The 21,413-nt window shown below is 71.8% G+C and carries 10 protein-coding genes and 1 pseudogene; all 11 read right to left on the bottom strand.

From position 1 onward, the window contains the following. Positions 1-10: 10 nt before the first annotated feature. Positions 11-910 carry an ROK family protein gene (locus ACIPUC_RS23525; protein ID WP_446591918.1) on the bottom strand — a complete coding sequence of 300 codons (900 nt, stop codon included), beginning with the start codon at positions 908-910 and terminating at the stop codon, positions 11-13. A 14-nt stretch (positions 911-924) separates the two neighbouring features. Further along, positions 925-1,617 (bottom strand): HAD-IA family hydrolase, encoded by a 693-nt coding sequence (locus ACIPUC_RS23520; protein WP_446591917.1) that lies wholly within the window; start codon positions 1,615-1,617, stop codon positions 925-927. Positions 1,618-1,728: 111 nt separating this feature from the next. Next, positions 1,729-2,805, bottom strand: a complete 1,077-nt coding sequence (locus tag ACIPUC_RS23515; protein WP_446591915.1) for a Gfo/Idh/MocA family protein — start codon at positions 2,803-2,805, stop codon at positions 1,729-1,731. After that, entirely contained in the window at positions 2,802-3,962 is a 1,161-nt protein-coding gene (rifK, locus tag ACIPUC_RS23510; protein WP_446591914.1) for a 3-amino-5-hydroxybenzoate synthase, read from the bottom strand. The genes ACIPUC_RS23515 and rifK overlap by 4 nt, the downstream gene beginning before the upstream one ends. Positions 3,963-4,190: 228 nt before the next feature. Then, entirely contained in the window at positions 4,191-5,003 is an 813-nt protein-coding gene (locus ACIPUC_RS23505) for a shikimate dehydrogenase family protein (RefSeq protein ID WP_446591913.1), read from the bottom strand. Beyond that, positions 5,000-6,292 carry a 3-deoxy-7-phosphoheptulonate synthase gene (locus ACIPUC_RS23500; RefSeq protein WP_446591911.1) on the bottom strand — a complete coding sequence of 431 codons (1,293 nt, stop codon included), beginning with the start codon at positions 6,290-6,292 and terminating at the stop codon, positions 5,000-5,002. Before ACIPUC_RS23500 ends, ACIPUC_RS23505 begins: the two co-directional genes overlap by 4 nt. Next, complete coding sequence (locus ACIPUC_RS23495; RefSeq protein WP_446591910.1) at positions 6,289-7,362, bottom strand: 3-dehydroquinate synthase family protein; 1,074 nt, start codon at positions 7,360-7,362, stop codon at positions 6,289-6,291. The genes ACIPUC_RS23500 and ACIPUC_RS23495 overlap by 4 nt, the downstream gene beginning before the upstream one ends. A gap of 6 nt (positions 7,363-7,368) precedes the next feature. Beyond that, positions 7,369-8,712: an NAD(P)/FAD-dependent oxidoreductase gene (locus tag ACIPUC_RS23490; protein ID WP_446591909.1), complete on the bottom strand. Its 1,344-nt coding sequence runs from the start codon at positions 8,710-8,712 to the stop codon at positions 7,369-7,371. A gap of 82 nt (positions 8,713-8,794) precedes the next feature. Beyond that, positions 8,795-9,571, bottom strand: coding sequence for an arylamine N-acetyltransferase (locus ACIPUC_RS23485; RefSeq protein WP_446591907.1), 777 nt, complete (start codon positions 9,569-9,571; stop codon positions 8,795-8,797). 14 nt (positions 9,572-9,585) lie between these two features. Beyond that, positions 9,586-20,217, bottom strand: a pseudogene (locus ACIPUC_RS23480) (type I polyketide synthase); the annotation flags it as partial. A 59-nt stretch (positions 20,218-20,276) separates the two neighbouring features. After that, positions 20,277-21,413, bottom strand: a 1,137-nt coding sequence (locus ACIPUC_RS23475; protein ID WP_446591906.1) for a KR domain-containing protein, incomplete at its 5' end; no start/stop codon positions are given.

Raw genomic sequence — 21,413 nt, 5'->3', positions numbered from 1 at the left:
GGGCTGACGGTCAGGACGCGACCAGTCGGGCGAGCGACACCGCCCCGCGCAGCGACGACAGGCCGCCCAGCGCTGCCGGTTCCACCGGCAGCGGGGGCTGGCCGGGGCGGGCCAGCTCGGCGAGGCGGTCTGACACCATGGCGACGAGTCCGGGGATACCGGCCGCGAAGCCGCCGCCGATCAGGACGAGCCGGGGGTGGACCAGTTCCTGGACCCCGGAGACCGCGGCGGCCAGGGCCCGGCTGGTCCGGTCGAGCGCGGTGACGGCCCAGGGCTCGGCGTCGCCCAGCGCCCGCCGCAAATCCTCGAAGGTGGCGGGCGCGCCGCGCAGCCGGGCCGCGCGGCGCAGGGTGGCCGGTCCGGAGGCGATCGCCTGGAGGCATCCCCGGCGGCCGCAGACGCACGTCGCACCGCCCATGTCGACGATCACGTGTCCGATCTCGAAGGAGCCGCGCCCGAGCCCGGGGCAGAGGGCCCCCTGCAGGACGAGGCCGCCGCCGATGCCGGTGCCGACCCCGAGGTAGAGCAGATCGTCGCAGCCGGATGCCCGGGCCTCCGCGAGCGCGCCGAGGTCACCGTCGTCGGCCCAGGCCACGGCCGCTTCGGGGAACAGCGCACGCAGTGACCCGTCCAGGGCGAGGCCGTTCCACTCCGGCCGGCTGGGCCAGGCGGTGATCCGGCCGTCGGGTCCGACCGTTCCGGGCATCGCGACGCCCACCGCCCGCAGGGGCGCTGCGAGCCTGGTGCGCAACTCGTCCACGTGGTGGGCGAGTTGCGCCAGGTCGTGGGCTGCGCTGCGCCGCGGGTCCCAGCGGAACGAGGACTCGTCGACACACTCGGCGCCGGCCTCCACCCGGAAGGCGACCTTGGTGCCCCCGATGTCGACACCGAGGTGATGTGCCTTCTCCATGGTCTCGGACGGCCTCAGCCGCGGGGCACGGACGGGCACAGTGCCAGCAGGTCGGCCGGGCGGTGCAGGACGGCGCCCGGCTGGGCGGCCAGGAGTTCCTCCTCGTCGTCCACCTCGGCCCACAGCGCGGCGGCCGAGGCCACACCGGCGCCCTTCGCACTGGCCAGGTCGGTCGGTGCGTCGCCGACCATGACGGCCGCCTCGGCCGGCAGCCCCAGCAGGTGGAGCGCGTGCTCCACGATGTCCGGCGCCGGCTTCGGGTTGGCGACCTCGTCCGAGCCGATCACGTGGTCGAAGAAGGGCAGCAGGCCCAGCGTTTCGAGCAGGGAGCGGGCCCGCGGCCCGCTCTTGCCGGTGGCCACCGCGAGCTTGTAGCCCCGCACGCGCAGGGTGAGCAGCAGCTCGGTGATGCCCTCGAAGACCGGAACCTGCGGCGCGAGCCGGTAGCTCTCGCGGACGAAGGGCTCCTCCATCTCGAGCGGGAGGTCCATGATCCGCATGATGTCCGGGAAGTAGCGGCCCTGGTGGCGCCGGTACTCCTCGAACGGCGCCGGGCCGTCACCGACGACCTCCTTGTAGGCGATGGCGAATGCCTCCTCCATCACCGCGAAGCTGTCGACGATGACCCCGTCCAGGTCGAAGATCACGGCGCGCCTGACCGGAGCCAGTGTCTCCGCCCGCGATCGCCCTACCGTTGTGACTGTCATGTGATGCCCATTCCGTACGTCTGCTCGTTCTCATGGAGCCGGTGCTCGCACCGGCTTTCCCTGTCGTCCGCGGCTCGTGCCGCGGCCCGGTGAACCTCCCCGGTCACAGCACTAGGCGGGCACAACGCTGCGGGCGCGCACGGAGCGGGCCGACGCGTAGAAGTCCTCGATGACGCGGACCGTCGTACGGGCCTCGCGGATGGACCGGCCCCGGTTGAGGGGATCGGTCAGGATTCCGGCGAGGCCGTCCAGCTGCCGCCGGTACTCGTTGCCGATCGGCTCGTCGGGCACCGGGATGGACGTGGTGGTGCCCTCGCGGGTCAGCGTCAGCTCCGACTGCGGCTGGCGGTTGGGGCTGAAGCCGAAGGTGCACCTGAGCTCGGCGGTGCCGGCGCTGCCCACCACCTGGATCGTGGACACGTCCCGCGCCTCGTGCGACGCCCAGCTGGCGTGCAGGGCGACGGAGACGCCGTCTTCGCGGACGAAGAAGCCCCGGGCGGTGTCCTCGACGTCGCCGCCGGCGTCGGCGGCGGGCTGGTCCTGCCGCCATGCCGCGTTCCAGGAGCCGATGTTCACGAAGTCGTTCGCCGTGACGCCGACGACCTGCGTGAAGCGGGACGGGCCGAGCAGCGAGGCGAGCGTGTCGAGCAGGTGCCATCCGAGGTCGAACAGCACACCGCCGCCGGCCTTGCTGCGCTGGGTGAACCAGCCGCCGGCCTTGGGGATGCCGCGCGCCCTGACCCAGGACAGGTCGACGTGGCGGATGTGGCCGAGGTCCGGCACCAGGTGCGCCAGGGCTCCCACATCGCTGCGGTAGGGGGCGGCGCTGCCTGCCAGCAGCATGGCGCCGCCGGTGCGTTCCGCGGCCGCCAGGGTGTCGGCCTCGTCGGAGGTCAGGCACACCGGCTTCTCGAGGAACACGGAGATGCCCTTGCCGAGCAGGGCCGCGGCCACCTCGGCGTGCAGGAAGTTCGGTACGGCGACGACGGCGAGGTCGACCGACCGGGGGGTGAGGGCGTCCACCGTCGGGTGGACGGGGATGCCCAGCGTCCGGTCGAACGCCGCGCGTGCGGCCGGTTCGGTGTCGGTGACGGCCACCACGTCGAAGTCGGCGTGCTCGCGCAGCAGGGGGAGCCACAGCTCCCGTCCCGCCCAGCCGAGGCCGACGATGGCCACCCGCACGCTCATGCGGTGCTCACCGCGTCGGCGATGATCTCGGCGGTCCGGTGCATGTCTTCCTCGCTCGCGAGCAGCGTGCGGTGGTGCAGCCAGATGCAGTCCTGGCTGATGGCCTCCGAGTGGGGGCAGCGCTCGGCGAGCTCGTCCGGGGTCGCGTCGGGTGCGCCGATCTCCCAGAAGGCGTCGGTGCGGTAGATCGCGCGGAACCCTGCGAACGCCGGCAGGCCGGCCTCCACGAGACGGTCGACCAGGGCGTTGCGGTCGTCCTCCGCCATGCCGGGGAGACGGAACATCGCCATGTAGTGGGAGGGGACGTCGGTGCGCTCGTCACCCCGCTGCGGGACGACTCCGTCGATCGACTCGAGGAGCTTGGAGAGCAGGGCCCAGCGCTCGTGGCGGACCGCTATCTGGCCGTCCAGGCGGCGCAGCTGCGCCCGCAGCACCGAGGCCGAGAACTCGTTCAGCCGCAGGTTGGAGCCGGCGATCGCGTGGCGGTACCGGCGGTCGGTGCGCGGCCGTCCGCAGCTGTGCCGCAGGAAGGCGTTCTCGTACATCTCCGAGTCCGGGAACAGGACGGCGCCGCCCTCGCCGGCGGTCATCAGCTTGCCGTTCTGGAAACTGAACGCGGCGACCGAACCGAGCTCGCCGACCCGCTTGCCCTGCCAGCGTGCGCCGTGGGCGTGCGCGGCGTCCTGGAGCAGCGGGACGCCCGTGTCGGCGGAGAGCTTGGCCAGTGCGTCCATGTCCGCCAGGAAGCCCGCCATGTGCACCGGCATGATCGCCCGGGTGCGGGAGGTCACCGCGGCGGCGGCCGCCGCCACGTCGATGGAGTAGGTGTCCGGGTCGACGTCCACCGGGACCGCGACGGCGCCGAGTCGCTGGGCCGCCTGCGAGGACGAGATGAAGGTGAAGGCCGGGACGATGACCTCGGAGCCCGGACCGACGCCCATGACCTGGAGGGCGAGTTCCAGTGCGTGGGTCCCGTTCGTGACCGCGAGGGCGTGGGCGGCACCGTGGTGCTCGGCGAACTCCTGCTCGAAGGAGTCGACTTCGGTTCCGCCCATCCGCCACCACTGGCCCTGCTCGAGTGCGCGGACGAGCCCTTCGCGCTCGCTCTCGTCATACTGAGGCCACTGGGGGAATTCCGGCGCCTGTCGCACGTTCATGTTTCTCCAAAGAATGGATCTGACTCGACGCGAGGTGCGAAGCGGGCGGGGCAGCGTGTCACAGAGAAATACGCGCGCGCACGAGCACTTGCCGTCGAGATCGCGGAAGAGGCGCACACTCCGCCCCGTGCAGCGTCATGTGCAGTCAGAAAGAGCTGAATTACGGGTCCAATGTAGAGGTTCTACCCGCGACCCCGCATCCCTGGATTCGGTAGTCGCACCGATAATTCAGTGCAGGTCGAAGAAAACTCGATAGGAATTCAGTTGCCCCTCGAGCATGTGAATGCCGTGATGGACCGGATGTCCCAGTGCGGCTGCTGCACGGAGGAGCCGCGTCTCACGGGGTTTCATGACGATGTCGGCCACCACGCTGCCCGGCGGCAGCGAGTCCAGGGGGAACGGAAACGGATCTCCCCCGTGCATTCCGAGCGGTGTGGCGTTCACGGCGATGTCGACGTCGCGCAGGCGCGGTTCGTCCAAGGCGCACACCCGGCCCGGCCAGCGCGCCTCGAGGCGCGCGACCAGCGCGCCGAGCTTCGCGGTGTCGCAGTCGTACACCGCCAACCGGTCGACACCGGCCGCCAGGAGTGCGGCGGCGATGGCACTGCCCGCGCCGCCCGCGCCGACGAGCGCCGCGCGGCGGCCGCGGGGGTCGTGTCCGGCCCCGACGAGACCCGACACGAAGCCCGAACCGTCGAAGTTCTCGGCGAGCCAGCTGCCGTCGGCCTCCCGGCGCAGCACGTTCGCACTTCCGACGATGTCCACGGTCGGGCCGCAGCGGTCGGCCAGCCGGCGGACGGCGACCTTGTGGGGCACGGTGATGAACATGCCGTCGAGGTTCTCCACCCGCTGCAGCCCGCGCACGACGTGCTCGAGGTTCTGCGGCCGGGCGTGCACCGGAACGACCACCGCGTCGATCTGCAGGCGCGCGAAGACCGGGTTCATCAGCGTGGGGGCCTGCACCTGGGCGATGGGGTCCCCCAGGACGGCGTACAGCCGGGTGGTGCCCGTAATGGGGGTACCGGCAGGACGTCCGGTCATCGCAGCACTGCCTTGGCGTCCGCCTCGATGTCCGCCGCGATGCCGGTGACACGGGCCCCGGCCATCTCCGCGACGCGGAAGGCGAGTTCCCTCGACTGCTCCGCGTTGAGGCGGGGATCGCAGGCCGTGCGGTAGCGGGCCGGCAGGTCGGCCTCGGTCACTCCTCCCGACGTGCCTCCGAGGCACTCCGTGACGTCATCGCCCGTCACTTCGACGTGGATGCCGCCGGGGTGGGTGCCCAGCCGCCGGTGGACTTCGAAGAATCCGGCGATCTCGTCGGCTATGTGCCGGACGTCGCGCGTCTTGTATCCGTTCGCCGAGGTGAAGGTATTGCCGTGCATCGGATCGCACTGCCAGATCACCTGGTGACCGGTCGCGGCGACCTTCTCCACGATCGCCGGCAGGACATCACGGACCTGCGTGTGCCCCATGCGGCTGACCAGGGTCAGCCGGCCGGGTTCATGGTGCGGGTCGAGCCGTCGCACGTATGCGGCAGCCGTCTCCGGGCTGGTGCTCGGACCGATCTTGAGGCCGATCGGGTTGGAGAGCAGTTCCGCGAACGCGATGTGCGCGCCGTCGAGCTGACGGGTGCGCTCGCCGATCCACAGGAAATGCCCCAGCCCGCTGGACAGCCGGCGTTCCGGCCCCCTGGCGTCCACCCGCAGCAAGGACTTCTCGTAGTCGAGGAGGAGCGCCTCGTGACTGACGTAGACCTCGTCGAACGAACGGACCAGCGCCATGGCATCCGCGGCGCCGGCGTAGGCCCGCAGCATCCGGTGGGGATCGGGCGTCCGGGCAGCGAGCGTGGGCTCGACGGAGTTGACCATGTCGCCGCGGTAGACGGGCAGCCCCTGTGCGTCGACCGCCTGGGAGCGGGGCTTCGCGTACTGGCCGGCCATCCGGGCGATCTTGACGACGGGCAGTCCGGTGCCGCGGGCGAGTACTGCGGCCATGTCCACGAGCGTGCGCAGATTGGCCCGCAGATGGGCTTCGGTGTTTCCGGCGAAGGTCTCGGCGCAGTCGCCGCCCTGGAGCAGGAAGGCCTCGCCGCGCGCGACCGCGGCGAGCCGGCCGCTCAGCCGTGCCGTCTCGGCCGGCGCCACGATCGGCTCGGCCCGGCTCAGCGATTCCACCGCGTCCCTTGCCCGCCCGGGGTCCGGCCAGGCCGGTTGCTGCGCGGCCGGCCTGGCCAGCGCTTCCTCCAGCCTGCCGAACAGCAGGCGGTCCGCCGGGAGGGCGGCGGCGGCCGATCCGTCGAGATCGGCCGGCCACTGCGTTACACGCGTCATTTCTGAACCACATCGGTCGTGGAGGCTCCGGGCACGGCGTCGCCGACGAGGTCGGCCGTCCGTGCTCGGGGCATCCGGTCAAGGACCCGCGCGACCACCTGCGCGGGTACGTCGCTCACCAGTTCCGCGCCCTTCGGGCCGTCCAGAACGAATCCGAGTCCGGTCATGGCCTTCTTGTCGTGCCGCATCAGATCGATGAGGGCGGCGGGCTCGGCCTCGAGGGGCAGGGCGGTGGGGAGGCCGTAGTGCCGGACGATGTCCAGGTGCTCCTCCACCCGCGCCTCGTCGATACGGCCCAGGGCGCCGGCGAGCCGGCCCGCGAAGACCGTCCCGATGGCCACCGCCTCGCCGTGGCGCAGCGCGAAGTCGGTGGCCTTCTCCAGCGCATGGCCCAGCGTGTGGCCGTAGTTGAGCAGGTGTCGCAGTCCGGTGTCCCGCTCGTCCTTCTCCACGATGCCGGCCTTGAGGGTCACGCTGGCGGTGATCTGCTCCTCCAGCGACAGTCCGCGCAGGTCCGCCGCGCCGATGAAGTGGCAGCGGGCGATCTCGCCGAGTCCGTTGAGCATCTCCCGGCGCGGCAGGGTCGACAGGTAGTCGGTGTCGCACAGCACCGCGCTGGGCTGCCAGTACGTGCCGACCAGGTTCTTGCCGGCCGGCAGGTTCACCGCGGTCTTCCCGCCGACGCTGGCGTCCACCTGCGCGAGCAGCGTCGTGGGCAGGTGGACCACGGGGACGCCCCGGTGGTAGAGCGCTGCCGCCAGCCCGACCACGTCGGTGGTCGTGCCCCCGCCGCAAGAGACGACGACGTCGGACCGGGTGAGCCCGAACCGTACGAACTCACCGCACAGCGCCTCCACCGTGGCGAGGGTCTTGTCCTGCTCGCCGTCCCGGGCCGGCAGCAGCAGCGTCTCCACACCGGTCTCGGGCACCCATTCCTCCGGGCGGGCCGACACGACGACGGCCCGCCTGGCGCCCAGCCGTTGGATGGTCTCGGCGAGCGACGTACGCACCCCCGGGCCGATGAGCACGTCGTACGAATGATCTCTGAGCCGCAGAGGAATGGAAGCCATCACGTTCTACCGACCTGCCGTCGCCCTGTACACGCGCGCCGCGGCCCGCTCCTTACGGTCGAATTCGTCCAGCTGGGGATAGGCCGGGCAGCCGTACACCCGCTTGAACGGCGCGAACGTGTCCCACTCCGTCCGCCTCCGCATCTCTTGTGCCATGGGGTTGTGCTCACTCCAGAAGTCGCCGCCGATCAGACGGATCACGTACTTCTCCAGGGCTTCCCGCGCCGTCGAGCGTGCGGCGTCGGCTGCCACCGACACCAGCTCGCCCTCGTAGTAGGCGTGGATGAGCCGGATGTACGTGTCGTAACCGGTCTTGAAGTAGTTGGAATACGTTTCGAACAGGCGGCCCTCCGACGCGGGGTCGGCCAGCGCCGCCCCGATCGTCTCGGCCGCACGGACGGCGGTGGCGGTGGCCACCAGCACGCCGCCGGAGAACATCGGGTCACCGAAACAGCCGGCGTCTCCGACCATGGCCCAGCCGGGCCCGGTGACCGTGTCCGAGTGGTAGCAGTAGTCGGTCTCGACCTTGAGGTCCGTGGTGGGGCGGGTACCCGTCAGGCGCGCGGTGATCCGCGGGATCCTGGCCAGGTGCTCCTCGAACGCCTTCTCGGACGTCGTCCCGCGCAGCACGTCGCGGTGCATGACCGTGCCGACGCTGATGGCGTCCTTGGACAGCGGGATCGCCCAGACCCAGCCGTCGTCGTGGGCGCCGACCTGGATGTCGCCCTCGACACCGAGGTTGTGGCTCTCGTCGAGCCCTTCGTAGTGCCGGAACACCGCCACCATACGGAGCTTCTCGAGGGTTTTGCGCAGCCCGAAGCGGTTGGCGATCCGGCCCGCCCGGCCGCTCGCGTCGACCACGTAGGCCGAACGCAGCTCGTGGACCTGACCTTCGCGCTCGTAGCGGACGCCGACCATCCGGTCACCGTCCATGAGCAGCTCGGTCACGTTCGCCCCGAAGAGCACCTTCGCCCCGGCTGACGCAGCTTGCTCGGTGAGCATCTTGTCGAACTTGGCGCGTTCGACCTGGAATGCACTTTGGTGCCGCCCCTCACCCTGCTTGGTGAAGTCCGCGCGGAAGACGCCCTCGAAGAACTTCGTCTCGGTCGGGTCGATGAACTCGCCGCCGAACTTGGGGACGTAACCCTGGGACTCCACTGCCTCGCGCAGGCCTATCTGGTCGAACAGGCCCATCATGTACGGCAGCAGGGACTCGCCTATGTGGAAGCGGGGGAACTCGTCCTTCTCGAGCAGCACCACGGAGTGTCCTTGCCGGGCGAGCACCAGGGCACTCACCGCGCCGGCAGGTCCTCCACCGATCACAACTACGTCAGCCGTTGCTCTTTCCATTGTTCTCCCTTTCGTGTTCCGACTCGTTCGAATGTGCTTCGGGATGAGCGGTGGTACGCGTGGGGGGTGGGAGTGCAGGTGTTCAGCTGAGCGGACCGGACAGAATGTTGGCGATCAGCGTCCGGTGCTCATCGTCGTCCATGATCGTGCGTACCTGTTCACGGCCGTCGCGGACCGTCAGGTACCGTCGCTGTTTCATGACGACCTGACCGTTCTCGAAGGTTCGACCGCACAGGACTTCTTTGTCGTCGTGCTTTTCGGGATCCGACAGGATCCCCCGGAAGCTGTCCTCCAGTTCCTTCCAGTCGTCCCATTCCCGGGATTTCAACGTGAAGGTGTAGACGACGCTCCACCGGGTGACCGCTCCGCGGCGCTGCAGAGCGATCTCGGATCCCTGGTCGACCAGCCGGAACTGGCTGCCGTACTGGGCCTGCACCGCGTCGGTGACCAGCAGCGGCTCCATGTAGGAGGGGCCCGGGTAGCCGACGTCCACGAGCCATTCGTCGCCGTCCAGGGAGACGCGGTTGAACATGTGCTCCACGCCGATGCCGAAGGTGTCCCAGCCCAGGGCGGTGCTGCCCGCTATCAGCGTGACGTCGTAGCCCAGCTCGCGGAGAAGCCTGAAGAACATCCGGTTCAGGTGGTAACACGCGCCGCCCTGCCCGTCGATGATGGTCTTCTCGAACATCGCGTCCTCGTCGAGGTCGACGATGTCTATTCCGTCGCTGAGGTCGTAGGCAAAGCTGTTGTACGGAAGCGCCATGAGGTGGCTCTTGTGCAGCTTCCGCAACGTCGCGATGTCCACACCGGTTTCTCCGTCACAGCCGATTCGCTGCAGGTACCTGTTCACGTCGAACATGTCATCACCCTCTTTCAGACGGAGATCGCTACGGGGTGCGCGGCCTGGTCGCCGCACATCAGCTCGTGCAGGTACCCGGCGAGCAGTCCTGGCGTCGGGTAGTCGAAGACGAGGTTGGGGGAGAGCTTCGTCTCGGTGATGTTGCGGAGCCGGTTGCGGAGCTCGATGGCGGTCAGGGAGTCGAAGCCGATCTCGAAGAGCCCCTGGTCCGCGTCGAAGTGGTACGTCGGGCTGTAGCCCAGGACAGCGGCCACCTGGGCCCGCACCAGGTCGAGCAGGACCTGCGCCTGCTCGGGGGCGGACAGTCCGGCGAGCCGTTCGGACAGCCGGCGAGGATCCTCGCCGGTGCCCGCCGCCTGCACCAGCTGCCGGCCGGCCCGTACCAGGCCGCGCAGCAGGTGCGGGACTCCCCCGCCGGCCCCGGCCTGGGTGCGCAGCGTGCGCAGGTCCAGCTTGACCGGGACCAGTTGTGCGTGACTCGAACCGGCGGCGGCGTCGAACAGCTCCATGCCCTCCGCCGGAGTGATGGGCAGCAGACCGCCGCGCCGGTTCATCCGGTTCCTGGTGAGGTCGTCGATGTGTTCCGCCATGCCGTTGCTCTGCTCCCACAGGCCCCAGGCCAGCGAGAGTCCCGGCAGGCCGGCGGCCCGGCGGTCGGCCATCAGCCCGTCCAGGAAGGCGTTCGCCGCCGCGTAGCTGCCGCTGCCGGCGCCCATGAAGACGGCCGAGACGGACGAGTAGACGATGAAGGCGTCGAGGTCGAGGCCGCGGGTCAGCTCGTCGAGGTGCCGTACCGCGTCCACCTTCGGCGCGAAGACCCTCGCCAGGCGCTCCGGGGTCAGCGTCCCGATCACGCCGTCATCCGTCACACCCGCGGTGTGCACGACACCGGTCAGGCGGTGCTCGGCCGGCACGGATGCCAGCAGGGCCTCGACCTGGCCGCGGTCGGACACGTCACAGGCCACCGCCGACACGGCAGCGCCCTGTTCGGTGAGTTCGGCGACGAGTTCCGCCATGCCCTCGGCGTCCGGACCGCGGCGGCTGGCCAGCATCAGGTGCCGTACGCCGTGCCGCGCGACCAGATGGCGCGCGACCAGGCCGCCCAGCGAACCGGCGCCCGAGACGAGGACGGTGCCCTCCGGCCCGAACACCGCCGGAACGTCCGGGACTTGGTCGGCCACCCGGCCGAGCCGGGGTACGGACAGGGTCGTTCCGCGCACCGCGATCTGCGGCTCGCCGCTGGCCAGCACCGCTGCCAGCACCTGTTCCACATCGCCTTCGGCAGCGGGGTCGGTGTCCAGCAGGATGATCCGGTCGGGGTTCTCCGCCTGCGCGGCACGGACCAGACCCCACACCGCCGAACCGGCCGGGTCGCTGACCGCGCCGTCACCGGCGGGCACCGCGCCCCGGGTCGCGACCACCAGCCGCGACTCCTCCAGCCCGGTTCCGGCCAGCCAGCACTGCACCACGTCGAGCACCTGGCAGGCGAGGCCCAGTACCGCGTCCTCACCCCCGGTGCTGCCGCCGACGGCCTCCATGACGGCCACCGCCGGGGCCGCCGCGCCCATTTCCACGTCGTCGGCCAGCGTCGCCACCTGTTCCGCGGTGGCCACCGCCACCCACGACGGCGAAGGCTCCGCCCGCTGGGTCAGGGGCAGTTCGTTCCACTTCACCTGGAACAACGCGTCGGCGCCCGCCGTGGCCGCGGCCGTCTCCAGCTGCTCGGTGGACACCACGCGGCCCACGAGCGAGTCCATCGTCACGACCAGGCCGCCGGCCTCGTCCGCCGCCTGGAACGACATCGCGTCGTCCTCGTTGCGTGCGATGCGCACGCGCAGCACCGAGGCACCGGCCGCGTGCAGCTCCAGCCCGTTCCACGCGAACGGCAGCTGCAGCTCCTGGTCGTCTTCCTCACCGTCGACGTTGCCATCGGCGGCCGCCGCGGCGGCGGTCAGCATGGCCGAGTGCAGGGCCGCGTCCAGCAGGGCGGGGTGGATGCCGAACCTGTCGGCCTCCTTGCGGTGCTCCTCGGGCAGGGCGACCTCGGCGAAGAGTTCCTCGCCCCGGCGCCATACGGCCTGCACGCCCTTGAACGCGGGTCCGTACCCGTATCCCACCTCGGCGAGCCGGCCGTAGCCGCTGCTGATGTCCACCTGCCGCGCGTCGGCCGGGGGCCAGGCGGCGAAGTCGAAGCCGGCGCCGCTGCCGTTCGCCCGGACCGTGACGGCCAGCATGCCGGTGGCGTGCCGGGTCCACGCATCCGCGCCGCCGTCGCCACTGGCGTCCTCCCGCTGGGAGTACACGTCCACCGTGCGCGAGCCGGTCTCACCCGGGCCGCCCACCACGACCTGTACCCGTACGCCGCCCTGCTCGGGCACCACCAGCGGCGCCTCGATCACCAGCTCTTCCAGCACGCCGCACCCGGCCTCGTCACCGGCCCGCACCGCGAGCTCCACCAGCCCGGTACCCGGGACCAGCACCACACCGCGGACGCGGTGATCGGCCAGCCACGGGTGCGTCCGCAGTGCCAGGCGCGAGGTGAAGATGAATCCGTCGGAGTGCGGCAGCTGCACCACCGCGCCCAGCATCGGGTGATCGGCCCCGGCCAGTCCCAGCGAGGTCGCGTCGGTCGGCTGTGCGGCCGGCCGGAGCCAGTAGTGCTGGTGGTCGAAGGCGTACGTCGGCAGCTCCACGCGCCGGGACGGGGCCGGCTGCGGCAGGACGCCGCTCCAGTCCACGGCCACACCCCGCACGAACAGCTCGGCCATCGAGGCGAGGAGTCGGCGCGGACCGCCGTCCTCGCGCCGCAGCGAGCCCGTCACCACGACATCGGCGTCGGTGCTGTCGACGGTCTCGGTGATCGGCTGGACCAGCACCGGGTGGGCACTGACCTCGACGAACACCCTGTGGCCCTGGCCCAGGAGAGCGGCAACGGCCGGGCCGAAGCCCACCTGCGCACGCAGGTTCCGGTACCAGTAATCGCCGTCGAGTGCGTCGGCGTCCTCGACCCAGCTGCCGGTGACGGTGGAGTAGAACGGCACCTTCGGGGCCTGCGCGCCGATTCCGGCGAGCGTCTCGGCGAGGGCGTCTCGGATGTCCTCGACGTGCCGGGTGTGCGAGGCGTAGTCCACCGCGACCCGCCGGACCCGGACGCCTTCGCCGGACAGGGCCTCCAGGGCCTCGTCCAGCGCCTCGGCGTCACCGGCGATCACCACCGACGACGGGCCGTTGACCGCGGCGACCTCCACACGGTCCGCCCACGGCTGGATCCGCGCGACCGCCTCGGCCTCGCTCAGCGCGACCGACGCCATACCGCCACGCCCGGCCAGGTCCTTGGCAATCGCCTGGCTGCGCAGCGCCACCACCCGCGCCGCGTCCTCCAGGGACAGCGCACCCGAGACGCACGCGGCGGCGATCTCACCCTGCGAGTGACCGAGCACCGCGTCCGGCTTGACACCGACCGAGGCCCAGACGGCAGCTAGACCGACCATCACGGCGAAGCTCGCCGGCTGGAGTACGTCGACCCGCTCCATCAGCTCGGGCTCGGTCTCACCGCGCAATACGTCGATCAGCGACCAGTCGACCCACGGCTCGAGCGCAGCCGCGCACTCCGCGATCCGCTCGGCGAAGACCGGGGAGGAGTCGAGGAGTTCGCGGCCCATGCCCGCCCACTGCGAGCCCTGACCCGGGAACACCCACACGACCTTGCCCGGCGTACCCGAACCGGCGGCGCCGGTCACGACGCCGGCCGCGCTCTCGCCCCGGGCCAGCGCCTCCAGCCCGGAGAGGGCCTCCTGGTCCGAGTCGGCCAGGATGACCGCGCGCTCACCGAAGACCGCGCGGCCCGACACCAGTGCCCCGGCCACGTCCGCCAGCGACACCCCGTCGGTGTTCTCGACGAACGCGGCCAGCCGCTCGGCCTGACGCGCCAGGGAAGCGGCATTGCGCGCCGACACCACCAGCGGCACGACACCCGCAGGCGCCTGCTCCTCGGAGACGGGCTCCGTCGCCTCGGCGGGCGCCTCCTCCAGGATCAGGTGCGCGTTCGTCCCGCTGATGCCGAACGAGGACACACCGGCCCGACGCGGACGGCCGTTCTGCGGCCACTCCCGCGCCTCGGTCAGCAGCTCCACGGCACCCGCCGACCAGTCCACCTGGCTCGTGGGCTCGTCCACGTGCAGCGTCGGGGGCATGACGCCGTGTCGCAGTGCCTGCACCATCTTGATCACACTGGCCACACCGGCCGCGGCCTGCGAGTGACCGATGTTCGACTTCAGGGAGCCGAGCCACAGCGGCTGCTCCGGGTCCCGGTCCCGCCCGTAGGTGGCGAGCAGGGCCTGCGCCTCGATCGGGTCGCCCAGAGCCGTACCCGTGCCGTGGCCTTCCACCACGTCCACATCGGACGGGGTGAGGCCCGCGCTGTCCAGCGCCCTGCGGATCACCCGCTGCTGCGAAGGACCGTTCGGCGCCGTCAGACCGTTCGACGCACCGTCCTGGTTCACCGCGCTGCCGCGCAGCACCGCCAGCACCCGGTGCCCGCGCTCACGCGCCACCGACAGCCGCTCCAGCGCCACCACACCGACGCCCTCGGCCCAGCCGGTGCCGTCGGCGCCGTCGGCGTAGGACTTGCAGCGCCCGTCGCGGGCCAGGCCGCGCTGGCGGGAGAACTCCACGAAGGTGCCGGGGGACGCCATCACCGTCGCGCCGCCGGCGAGTGCCATCGAGCACTCGCCCTGCCGCAGCGCCTGTGCGGCCAGGTGCATCGCCACGAGCGAGGAGGAACAGGCGGTGTCGATGGTGACCGCCGGGCCCTCGAAACCGAACACGTACGACACCCGGCCGGACGCCACACTCGCCGCCGACGCCGTGGCCGCGAAGCCCTCGAGCTCCGGCGCCTCTCCGGCGCCGGCCCCGTAGCCCTGGCTGGACACGCCGGAGAAGACCCCGACGTCCGTTCCCTTCATCGAGGCCGGGTCGATCCCGGCCTGCTCCATGGCCTCCCAGGAAGCCTCCAGCAGCACACGCTGCTGGGGGTCCATGGCGAGGGCCTCGCGCGGCGAGATCCCGAAGAACGCCGGGTCGAAGAGCCCCGCTCCGCGCAGGAAGCCACCCTGACTGGTGTACGAGGTACCCGTGCTGTCGGGGTCCGCGTCGAACAGACCCTCCAGGTCCCAGCCGCGGTCGTCGGGGAAGGACGACATGCCCTCACGGCCCTCGAACACCAGCTGCCACAGATCCTCGGGATCCGTCACACCGCCCGGCAGGCGGCACGCCATTCCGACGATCGCGATCGGTTCGTCGGGATCCGCGGCGACGGCCACAGCCGGGGCAGGGGTGCTCGCGACCGTGTCACCGAGCTCGTCGCGCAGGTAGCGGGCGAGCGCCAGCGGGGTCGGGTAGTCGAAGACGAGCGTGGCGGGAAGCTTGAGACCGGTCTCCTCACGGAGCCGGTTGCGCAGTTCCACCGAGATGAGCGAGTCGAACCCGGCGTCCTTGAACGCCGTCTCCGCCCCGACACCCCCGGGCCCGGTGTGCCCGAGCACGAGGGCGACCTGGGCGCGCACCAGATCGAGGAGCAGTGCCTCCTGCTCTGCCGCGTCGAGCCCGGCCAGGCGGCGGACCAGCCCGCCGTCCCCGGCGGACGCCGCCCGCGCCTGCTGTCGGCCCGCTCGTACCAGGCCCCGCATCAGGGGCGGTACTCCGGCACCGGCCGCCGCGTCGGCTCGTACACTGCGCAGGTCCAGCTTGACCGGCACCACCAGCGCCTGGCCGGACGCCACAGCGGCATCGAACAGGTCCATGCCCTCCGTGGCGGAGATCGCCTGCACACCACCGCGGCTCATACGCGCCTGGTCGGCTCCGCTGAGGTGGGCGGTCATGCCGTTGATCTGCTCCCACAGGCCCCACGCGAGCGAGAGACCCGGCAGGCCCGCCGCCCGGCGGCCGGCCACCAACCCGTCGAGGAAGGCGTTCGCGGCGCCGTAGTTGCCCTGGCCGGCGGATCCGAACACGCCCGAGGCGGACGAGAACACGACGAACGCGTCGAGGTCGAGGCCGCGGGTCAGCTCGTCGAGGTGCCGTACCGCGTCCACCTTCGGAGCGAACACCTTCGCCAGCCGCTCCGGGGTCTGGGCCGCGATCACGCCGTCGTCCAGCACACCGGCGGTGTGCACGACACCGGTCAGGGGGTGCTCGGCCGGGACCGACGCCAGCAGGGCCTCGACCTGGCCGCGGTCGGACACGTCACAGGCCACCACCGACACCGCGGCACCCTGCCCGGTCAGCTCGGCGACCAGGTTCTCCATGCCCTCGGCGTCCGCACCGCGACGGCTGGCCAGCACCAGACTCCGTACGCCGTGCCGCGAGACCAGGTGCCGGGCCACGAGCGCGCCCAGCGAGCCGGCACCCGTGACCAGGACCGTGCCGTCGGGCCCGAACACCGCAGGGAAGTCCGGGACCTGAGCGGCCGTGCGGGCGAGCCGCGGGACGGTGAGGGTCGTTCCGCGGACCGCTATCTGCGGCTCGCCGCAGGCCAGCACCGCACCCAGAACCGATTCCACTCCGTCGCCGGAGGCCGGGTCGGCGTCGACCAGGACGATCCGCTCGGGGTTCTCGGCCTGCGCGGCACGCACCAGACCCCACACCGCCGAACCGGCCGGGTCGCTCACCGCGCCGTCACCGGCGGGAACCGCGCCACGGGTCACCACGACCAGCCGCGACTCCTCCGGCCCGGACCCTGCCAGCCACGCCTGGACGACCTCCAGCACCCGGGAGGTCAGCGCCAGTACGGCGTCCTCACCGTCGCCGCCGACCGCTTCCAGCAGCGCCACCGCCGGGGCTTCCGCGCTCTCGGAGAGAGCCTCCACGTCGCCGGCGGTGGACACCGTCACCCACGACGGCGAAGGCTCCACGCCCTGCGCCGCGGACGGCTCGATCCACTCCACCTGGAACAGCGAGTTGGCGGTCGCGGTGTCCGCCGCCGTCTCCAGCTGCTCGGTGGACACCGGCCGGGACACCAGCGAGTCCAGCGTCACGACCAGGCCGCCGGCCTCGTCCGCCGCCACCAGCGAGACGGCGCCGGGTCCGCCGGGGGCCATGCGCACCCGCAGGGCCGTGGCACCCGCGGCGTGCAGCTCCAGCCCGTTCCACGCGAACGGCAGGACCGGCTTCCCGGCATCCTCGGCCGCCGTGGCCGTCGCGGTGCCGAACATACCGGTGTGCAGGGCCGCGTCCAGCAGCGCCGGGTGGAGGCCGTACCTGGCGGCCTCCTTGCGCTGCTCCTCGGGCAGGGCGGCCTCGGCGAAGAGCTCCTCGCCGCGCCGCCACACCGCCCGCAGGCCCTGGAAGACCGGGCCGTAGCCGTAACCGCTCTCGACCAGGCCGGCATAGAAGTCCCCGACCTCGACCGGCTGCGCGCCCGGCGGGGGCCAGGAGGCGAAGTCGAACCCGGCCGCGCCGCCACCGGGCTGACCCGTGGCGGCCAGCATGCCGGTGGCATGCCGCGCCCACACGTCCTCGCCGACCTCGCCGGCGACGTCCTCGCGCTGGGAGTACACGTCCACCGTGCGCGAGCCGTTCGCACCCGCGCCGCCGACCGCGACCAGTACCCGTACGCCGCCCTGCTCGGGCACCACCAGCGGCGCCTCGATCACCAGCTCTTCCAGCACACCGCACCCGACCTCGTCACCGGCGCGCACGGCCAGTTCCACCAGCCCGGTGCCCGCGACGAGCACCACGCCGCCGACCCTGTGGTCGGCCAGCCAGGGGTGCGTCCGCAGCGACAGCCGCGACGTGAACACCAGCCCGTCCGACTGCGGCAGGCGAACGACCGCACCCAGCAGCGGGTGATCGGCCGTCGCCTGCCCCAACGACGCGGCGTCCGTGGCCTGCGCGGCCGGCTCGAGCCAGTAGTGCTGGTGGTCGAAGGCATAGGTCGGCAGGTCCGCCCACGCGGGTCCCGCCGTCTGCGGCAGCACGCCGCTCCAGTCCACGGCCACACCGCGGACGAACAGCTCGGCCACCGAGGTGAGCAGCGTCTGCTCCGCCGGGCGGCCGTCGCGCAGGGCCGCGATGCAGGTGACCTCGGCGTCAGCGGCGCCGGCCGTCTCCTCCACGAGGCCGGTCAGGGCCGCGCCCGGGCCCATCTCCACGAACAGCGTGCCGCCGTACTCGACCGCGGCCGCGATCCCCTCGGCGAACCGCACCGGCCGGCGCACGTGCCCGGCCCAGTACTGCGGGTCGGCGAGCTCACCGGGCTCGGCCAGTCGCCCCGTCACGTTCGAGACCACCGGAATGACCGGCGTCTGCCATGCGATGTCGGTCAGCTCGGCGGCGAACTCGGCCAGCATCGGCTCCATCCGCAGGGAATGGAACGCGTGCGAGACCGCCAGCCGCTTCGTCTTGTGTCCCCGCTCCCGCATCCGGTCGGCTGCGGCGAGGACCACCTCCTCCTCACCGGAGAGCACGACCGAGGACGGGCCGTTGACCGCCGCGATCTCCACGCCCTCACCGAGCAGCCCGGCGACCTCTTCCTCGGTGGCCGCCACCGCGACCATCGCCCCGCCCGGCGGCAGCGCCTGCATCAGCCGGCCGCGGGCCGCGACCACGCGCGCCGCGTCCTGCAGCGACAGCGCACCCGCCGCGTACGCGGCGGTGATCTCGCCGATCGAGTGCCCGATCACGACGTCGGGGCGCACGCCCCAGGACTCGACCAGCCGGAACAGGGCGCTCTCCACGGCGAAGAGCCCGGCCTGCGTGAACACGGTCTGGTTGAGGAGTTCGGCGCTGCCGTTCACCTTGCCCAGGACCACATCCCGTACCGGGTGGTCGATCCAGCCGGCCAGACGCGCGTCGAGCTGCTCACACGCCTCGTCGAACGCCGTCGCGAACACCGGGTACCGGTCGTACAGCTCCTGGCCCATGCCCACGCGCTGCGAGCCCTGCCCCGGGAACACCCACACGACCTTGCCCGGCGCACTCGAGCCGGCCGCGCTGCCGGACACCACACCGGGCGCGTTCTCGCCGCGCGCCAGCGCCTGCAGCCCGGCCAGCGCCTCTTCGTTCGAACCCGCGAGCACCACGGCGCGCTCACCCAGCAGCGCACGGCCCGACAGCAGCGCCCCGCCCAGTCCCGCCGGCGACACCGCGCCGGCCGCGGACTCCACGTACGAGGCCAGGCGCCCGGCCTGACCCGCGAGCGAGCCGGCGCTGCGCGCCGACACCACCAACGGCACGACACCCGCAGGCGCCTGCTCTTCGGCGGCGGGCTCCGACTCGTCCGCCGGCGCTTCCTCCAGGATCACGTGCGCGTTCGTCCCGCTGACGCCGAACGAGGACACACCGGCCCGACGCGGACGGCCGTTCTGCGGCCACTCCCGCGCCTCGGTCAGCAGCTCCACCGCGCCCTCGGACCAGTCCACCTGCGTGGTGGGCTTGTCCACGTGCAGCGTGGGGGGCATGACGCCGTGCCGGATCGCCTGCACCATCTTGATCACGCCGGCCACGCCCGCGGCAGCCTGGGTGTGACCGATGTTCGACTTCAGGGAGCCCAGCCACAGCGGCTGCTCCGGCTCGCGGCCCTGGCCGTAGGTCGCCAGCAGCGCCTGCGCCTCGATCGGGTCGCCCAGGGCCGTTCCGGTTCCGTGGGCCTCGACCACGTCCACGTCCGCCGGCACCAGTCCGGCGTTGGCCAGCGCCTTGCGGATCACCCGCTGCTGCGAAGGACCGTTCGGCGCCGTCAGGCCGTTCGACGCGCCGTCCTGGTTCACGGCGCTGCTGCGCAGCACCGCCAGCACCTGGTGCCCGCGCTCGCGCGCCACGGACAGCCGCTCCAGCACGACCACGCCCACGCCTTCGGCCCAGCCGGTGCCGTCCGCGCCGTCCGCGAACGCCCTGCACCGTCCGTCGCCGGCCAGCACCCGCTGCCGGGAGAAGGCCACGAAGGTGCCGGGCGTCGCCATCACCGTCGCGCCGCCGGCGAGTGCCATCGAGCACTCGCCCTGCCGCAGCGCCTGCGCGGCCAGGTGCATCGTCACCAGCGAGGACGAACAGGCGGTGTCGACGGTGACCGCCGGGCCCTCGAGGCCCAGCACGTACGACACCCGGCCCGAGGCCACGCTCGACGCGCCGCCCGTGCCGGCGAAGCCCTCCAACTCCGGCGGAATCGCACCGACACCGGCCCCGTAACCCTGGGTGAACACCCCGGAGAACACGCCGACATCGGTGCCCTTCAGCGAGACCGGGTCGATGCCGGCGCCCTCCAGCGCCTCCCAGGAGGTTTCCAGCAGCAGCCGCTGCTGCGGATCCATCACCACCGCTTCACGCGGCGAGATCCCGAAGAACCCCGCGTCGAAGAGCCCCGCCCCCTGAAGGAATCCGCCCTGATCGGTGTAGGACGTACCCGCGTGGTCGGGGTCCGGGTCGAACAGCCCCTCCAGGTCCCAGCCGCGGTCTTCGGGGAAGGACGACATCGCGTCCCGGCCCTCGGACACCAAGCGCCACAAGTCCTCCGGCCCCGTCACGCCGCCCGGGAACCGGCACGCCATGCCGACGATCGCGATCGGCTCGTCAGCGTGGCGCGAGCCCTGCTGACGCAGGGTGTGCAACTCGGTGGTGACGCGCTTGAGGTACTTGAGGAGTTTTTCGTCCGTGGCCATTCTTTAGTCCTTACGAAGGTTTGATGGAACCGCAAAGCATTGAACTGGTTTCAGATGAGCCCGAATTCACCGTCGATGAAGTCGAAGATTTCATCGGCGGACGCGGATTCCAGTTGCTCCGCCACCGTGGAGGCGTCCGTCGCCTCGAGCACTCCGTTGCACCTAGCCACCAAACCCTGAAGGCGAAGGGCGATACTAGATTTCTGGTCGAGGGGCAGACCAGTGATCAGCGCCTCGACGTCCTCGATCTTCGCGGTCACGCGGGAAAGCACATCGTCGCTGGTCCCGAGCTCGTCGCGGAGGTAGCGGGCGATGGTCAGCGGGGTCGGGTAGTCGAAGACCAGCGTGGCCGGAAGCTTCAGACCGGTCGCCTCCCGCAGCCGGTTGCGCAGTTCCACCGAGGTGAGCGAGTCGAACCCGGCGTCCTTGAACGCCATGTCCGCCCGGACGCTTTCCGCCCCGGCGTGCCCGAGCACGACCGCGACCTGAGCACGCACCAGATCGAGAAGCAGTTTTTCCTGTTCTGCCGCACCGAGCCCGGCCAGGCGGTCGGCCAGCCCGCCGTCCGCGGCGGACGCCGCGCGGGCAACCTGCCGGCCCGCCCGTACCAGGCCCCTCATCAGGTGCGGGACTCCCGCACCGGCCGCGGCCTGGGTGCGCAGCGTCCGCAGGTCCAGGTTGACCGGCACCAGCAGCGTCTGCCCGGATTCGGCGGCGGCGTCGAACAGTTCCATGCCCTCCGCCGCCGTCATCGCCAGCACGCCACCGCGGCTCGCACGCGCCTGGTCGGCTCCGCCCAGGTGGGCGGTCATGCCGGTGGCCTGCTCCCACAGACCCCAGGCCAGCGACTGGCCGGGCAGGCCGGCCGCCCGGCGGACGGCCATCAGACCGTCGAGGAAGGCGTTCGCGGCGCCGTAGTTGCCCTGGCCGGCGGATCCGAACACGCCCGAGGCGGACGAGAACACGACGAACGCGTCGAGGTCGAGGCCGCGGGTCAGCTCGTCGAGGTGCCGTACCGCGTCCACCTTCGGAGCGAACACCTTCGCCAGCCGCTCCGGGGTCTGGGCCGCGATCACGCCGTCGTCCAGCACACCGGCGGTGTGCACGACACCGGTCAGGGGGTGCTCGGCCGGGACCGACGCCAGCAGGGCCTCGACCTGGCCGCGGTCGGACACGTCACAGGCCAC

This window comes from Streptomyces sp. LARHCF249 (genome assembly GCF_052871255.1).
Note: the sequence above shows the minus strand (reverse complement) of the source record. Positions and strands in the feature narration are given on the sequence as shown.

Bases quoted from the DNA above. Each gene is read 5' to 3' on its own strand.
- ACIPUC_RS23495 (WP_446591910.1), bottom strand. From the start codon at position 7,362: ATGGCTTCCATTCCTCTGCGGCTCAGAGATCATTCGTACGACGTGCTC.
- rifK (WP_446591914.1), bottom strand. From the start codon at position 3,962: ATGAACGTGCGACAGGCGCCGGAATTCCCCCAGTGGCCTCAGTATGAC.
- ACIPUC_RS23485 (WP_446591907.1), bottom strand. From the start codon at position 9,571: ATGTTCGACGTGAACAGGTACCTGCAGCGAATCGGCTGTGACGGAGAA.
- ACIPUC_RS23520 (WP_446591917.1), bottom strand. From the start codon at position 1,617: ATGACAGTCACAACGGTAGGGCGATCGCGGGCGGAGACACTGGCTCCG.
- ACIPUC_RS23490 (WP_446591909.1), bottom strand. From the start codon at position 8,712: ATGGAAAGAGCAACGGCTGACGTAGTTGTGATCGGTGGAGGACCTGCC.
- ACIPUC_RS23525 (WP_446591918.1), bottom strand. From the start codon at position 910: ATGGAGAAGGCACATCACCTCGGTGTCGACATCGGGGGCACCAAGGTC.
- ACIPUC_RS23500 (WP_446591911.1), bottom strand. From the start codon at position 6,292: ATGACGCGTGTAACGCAGTGGCCGGCCGATCTCGACGGATCGGCCGCC.
- ACIPUC_RS23505 (WP_446591913.1), bottom strand. From the start codon at position 5,003: ATGACCGGACGTCCTGCCGGTACCCCCATTACGGGCACCACCCGGCTG.
- ACIPUC_RS23515 (WP_446591915.1), bottom strand. From the start codon at position 2,805: ATGAGCGTGCGGGTGGCCATCGTCGGCCTCGGCTGGGCGGGACGGGAG.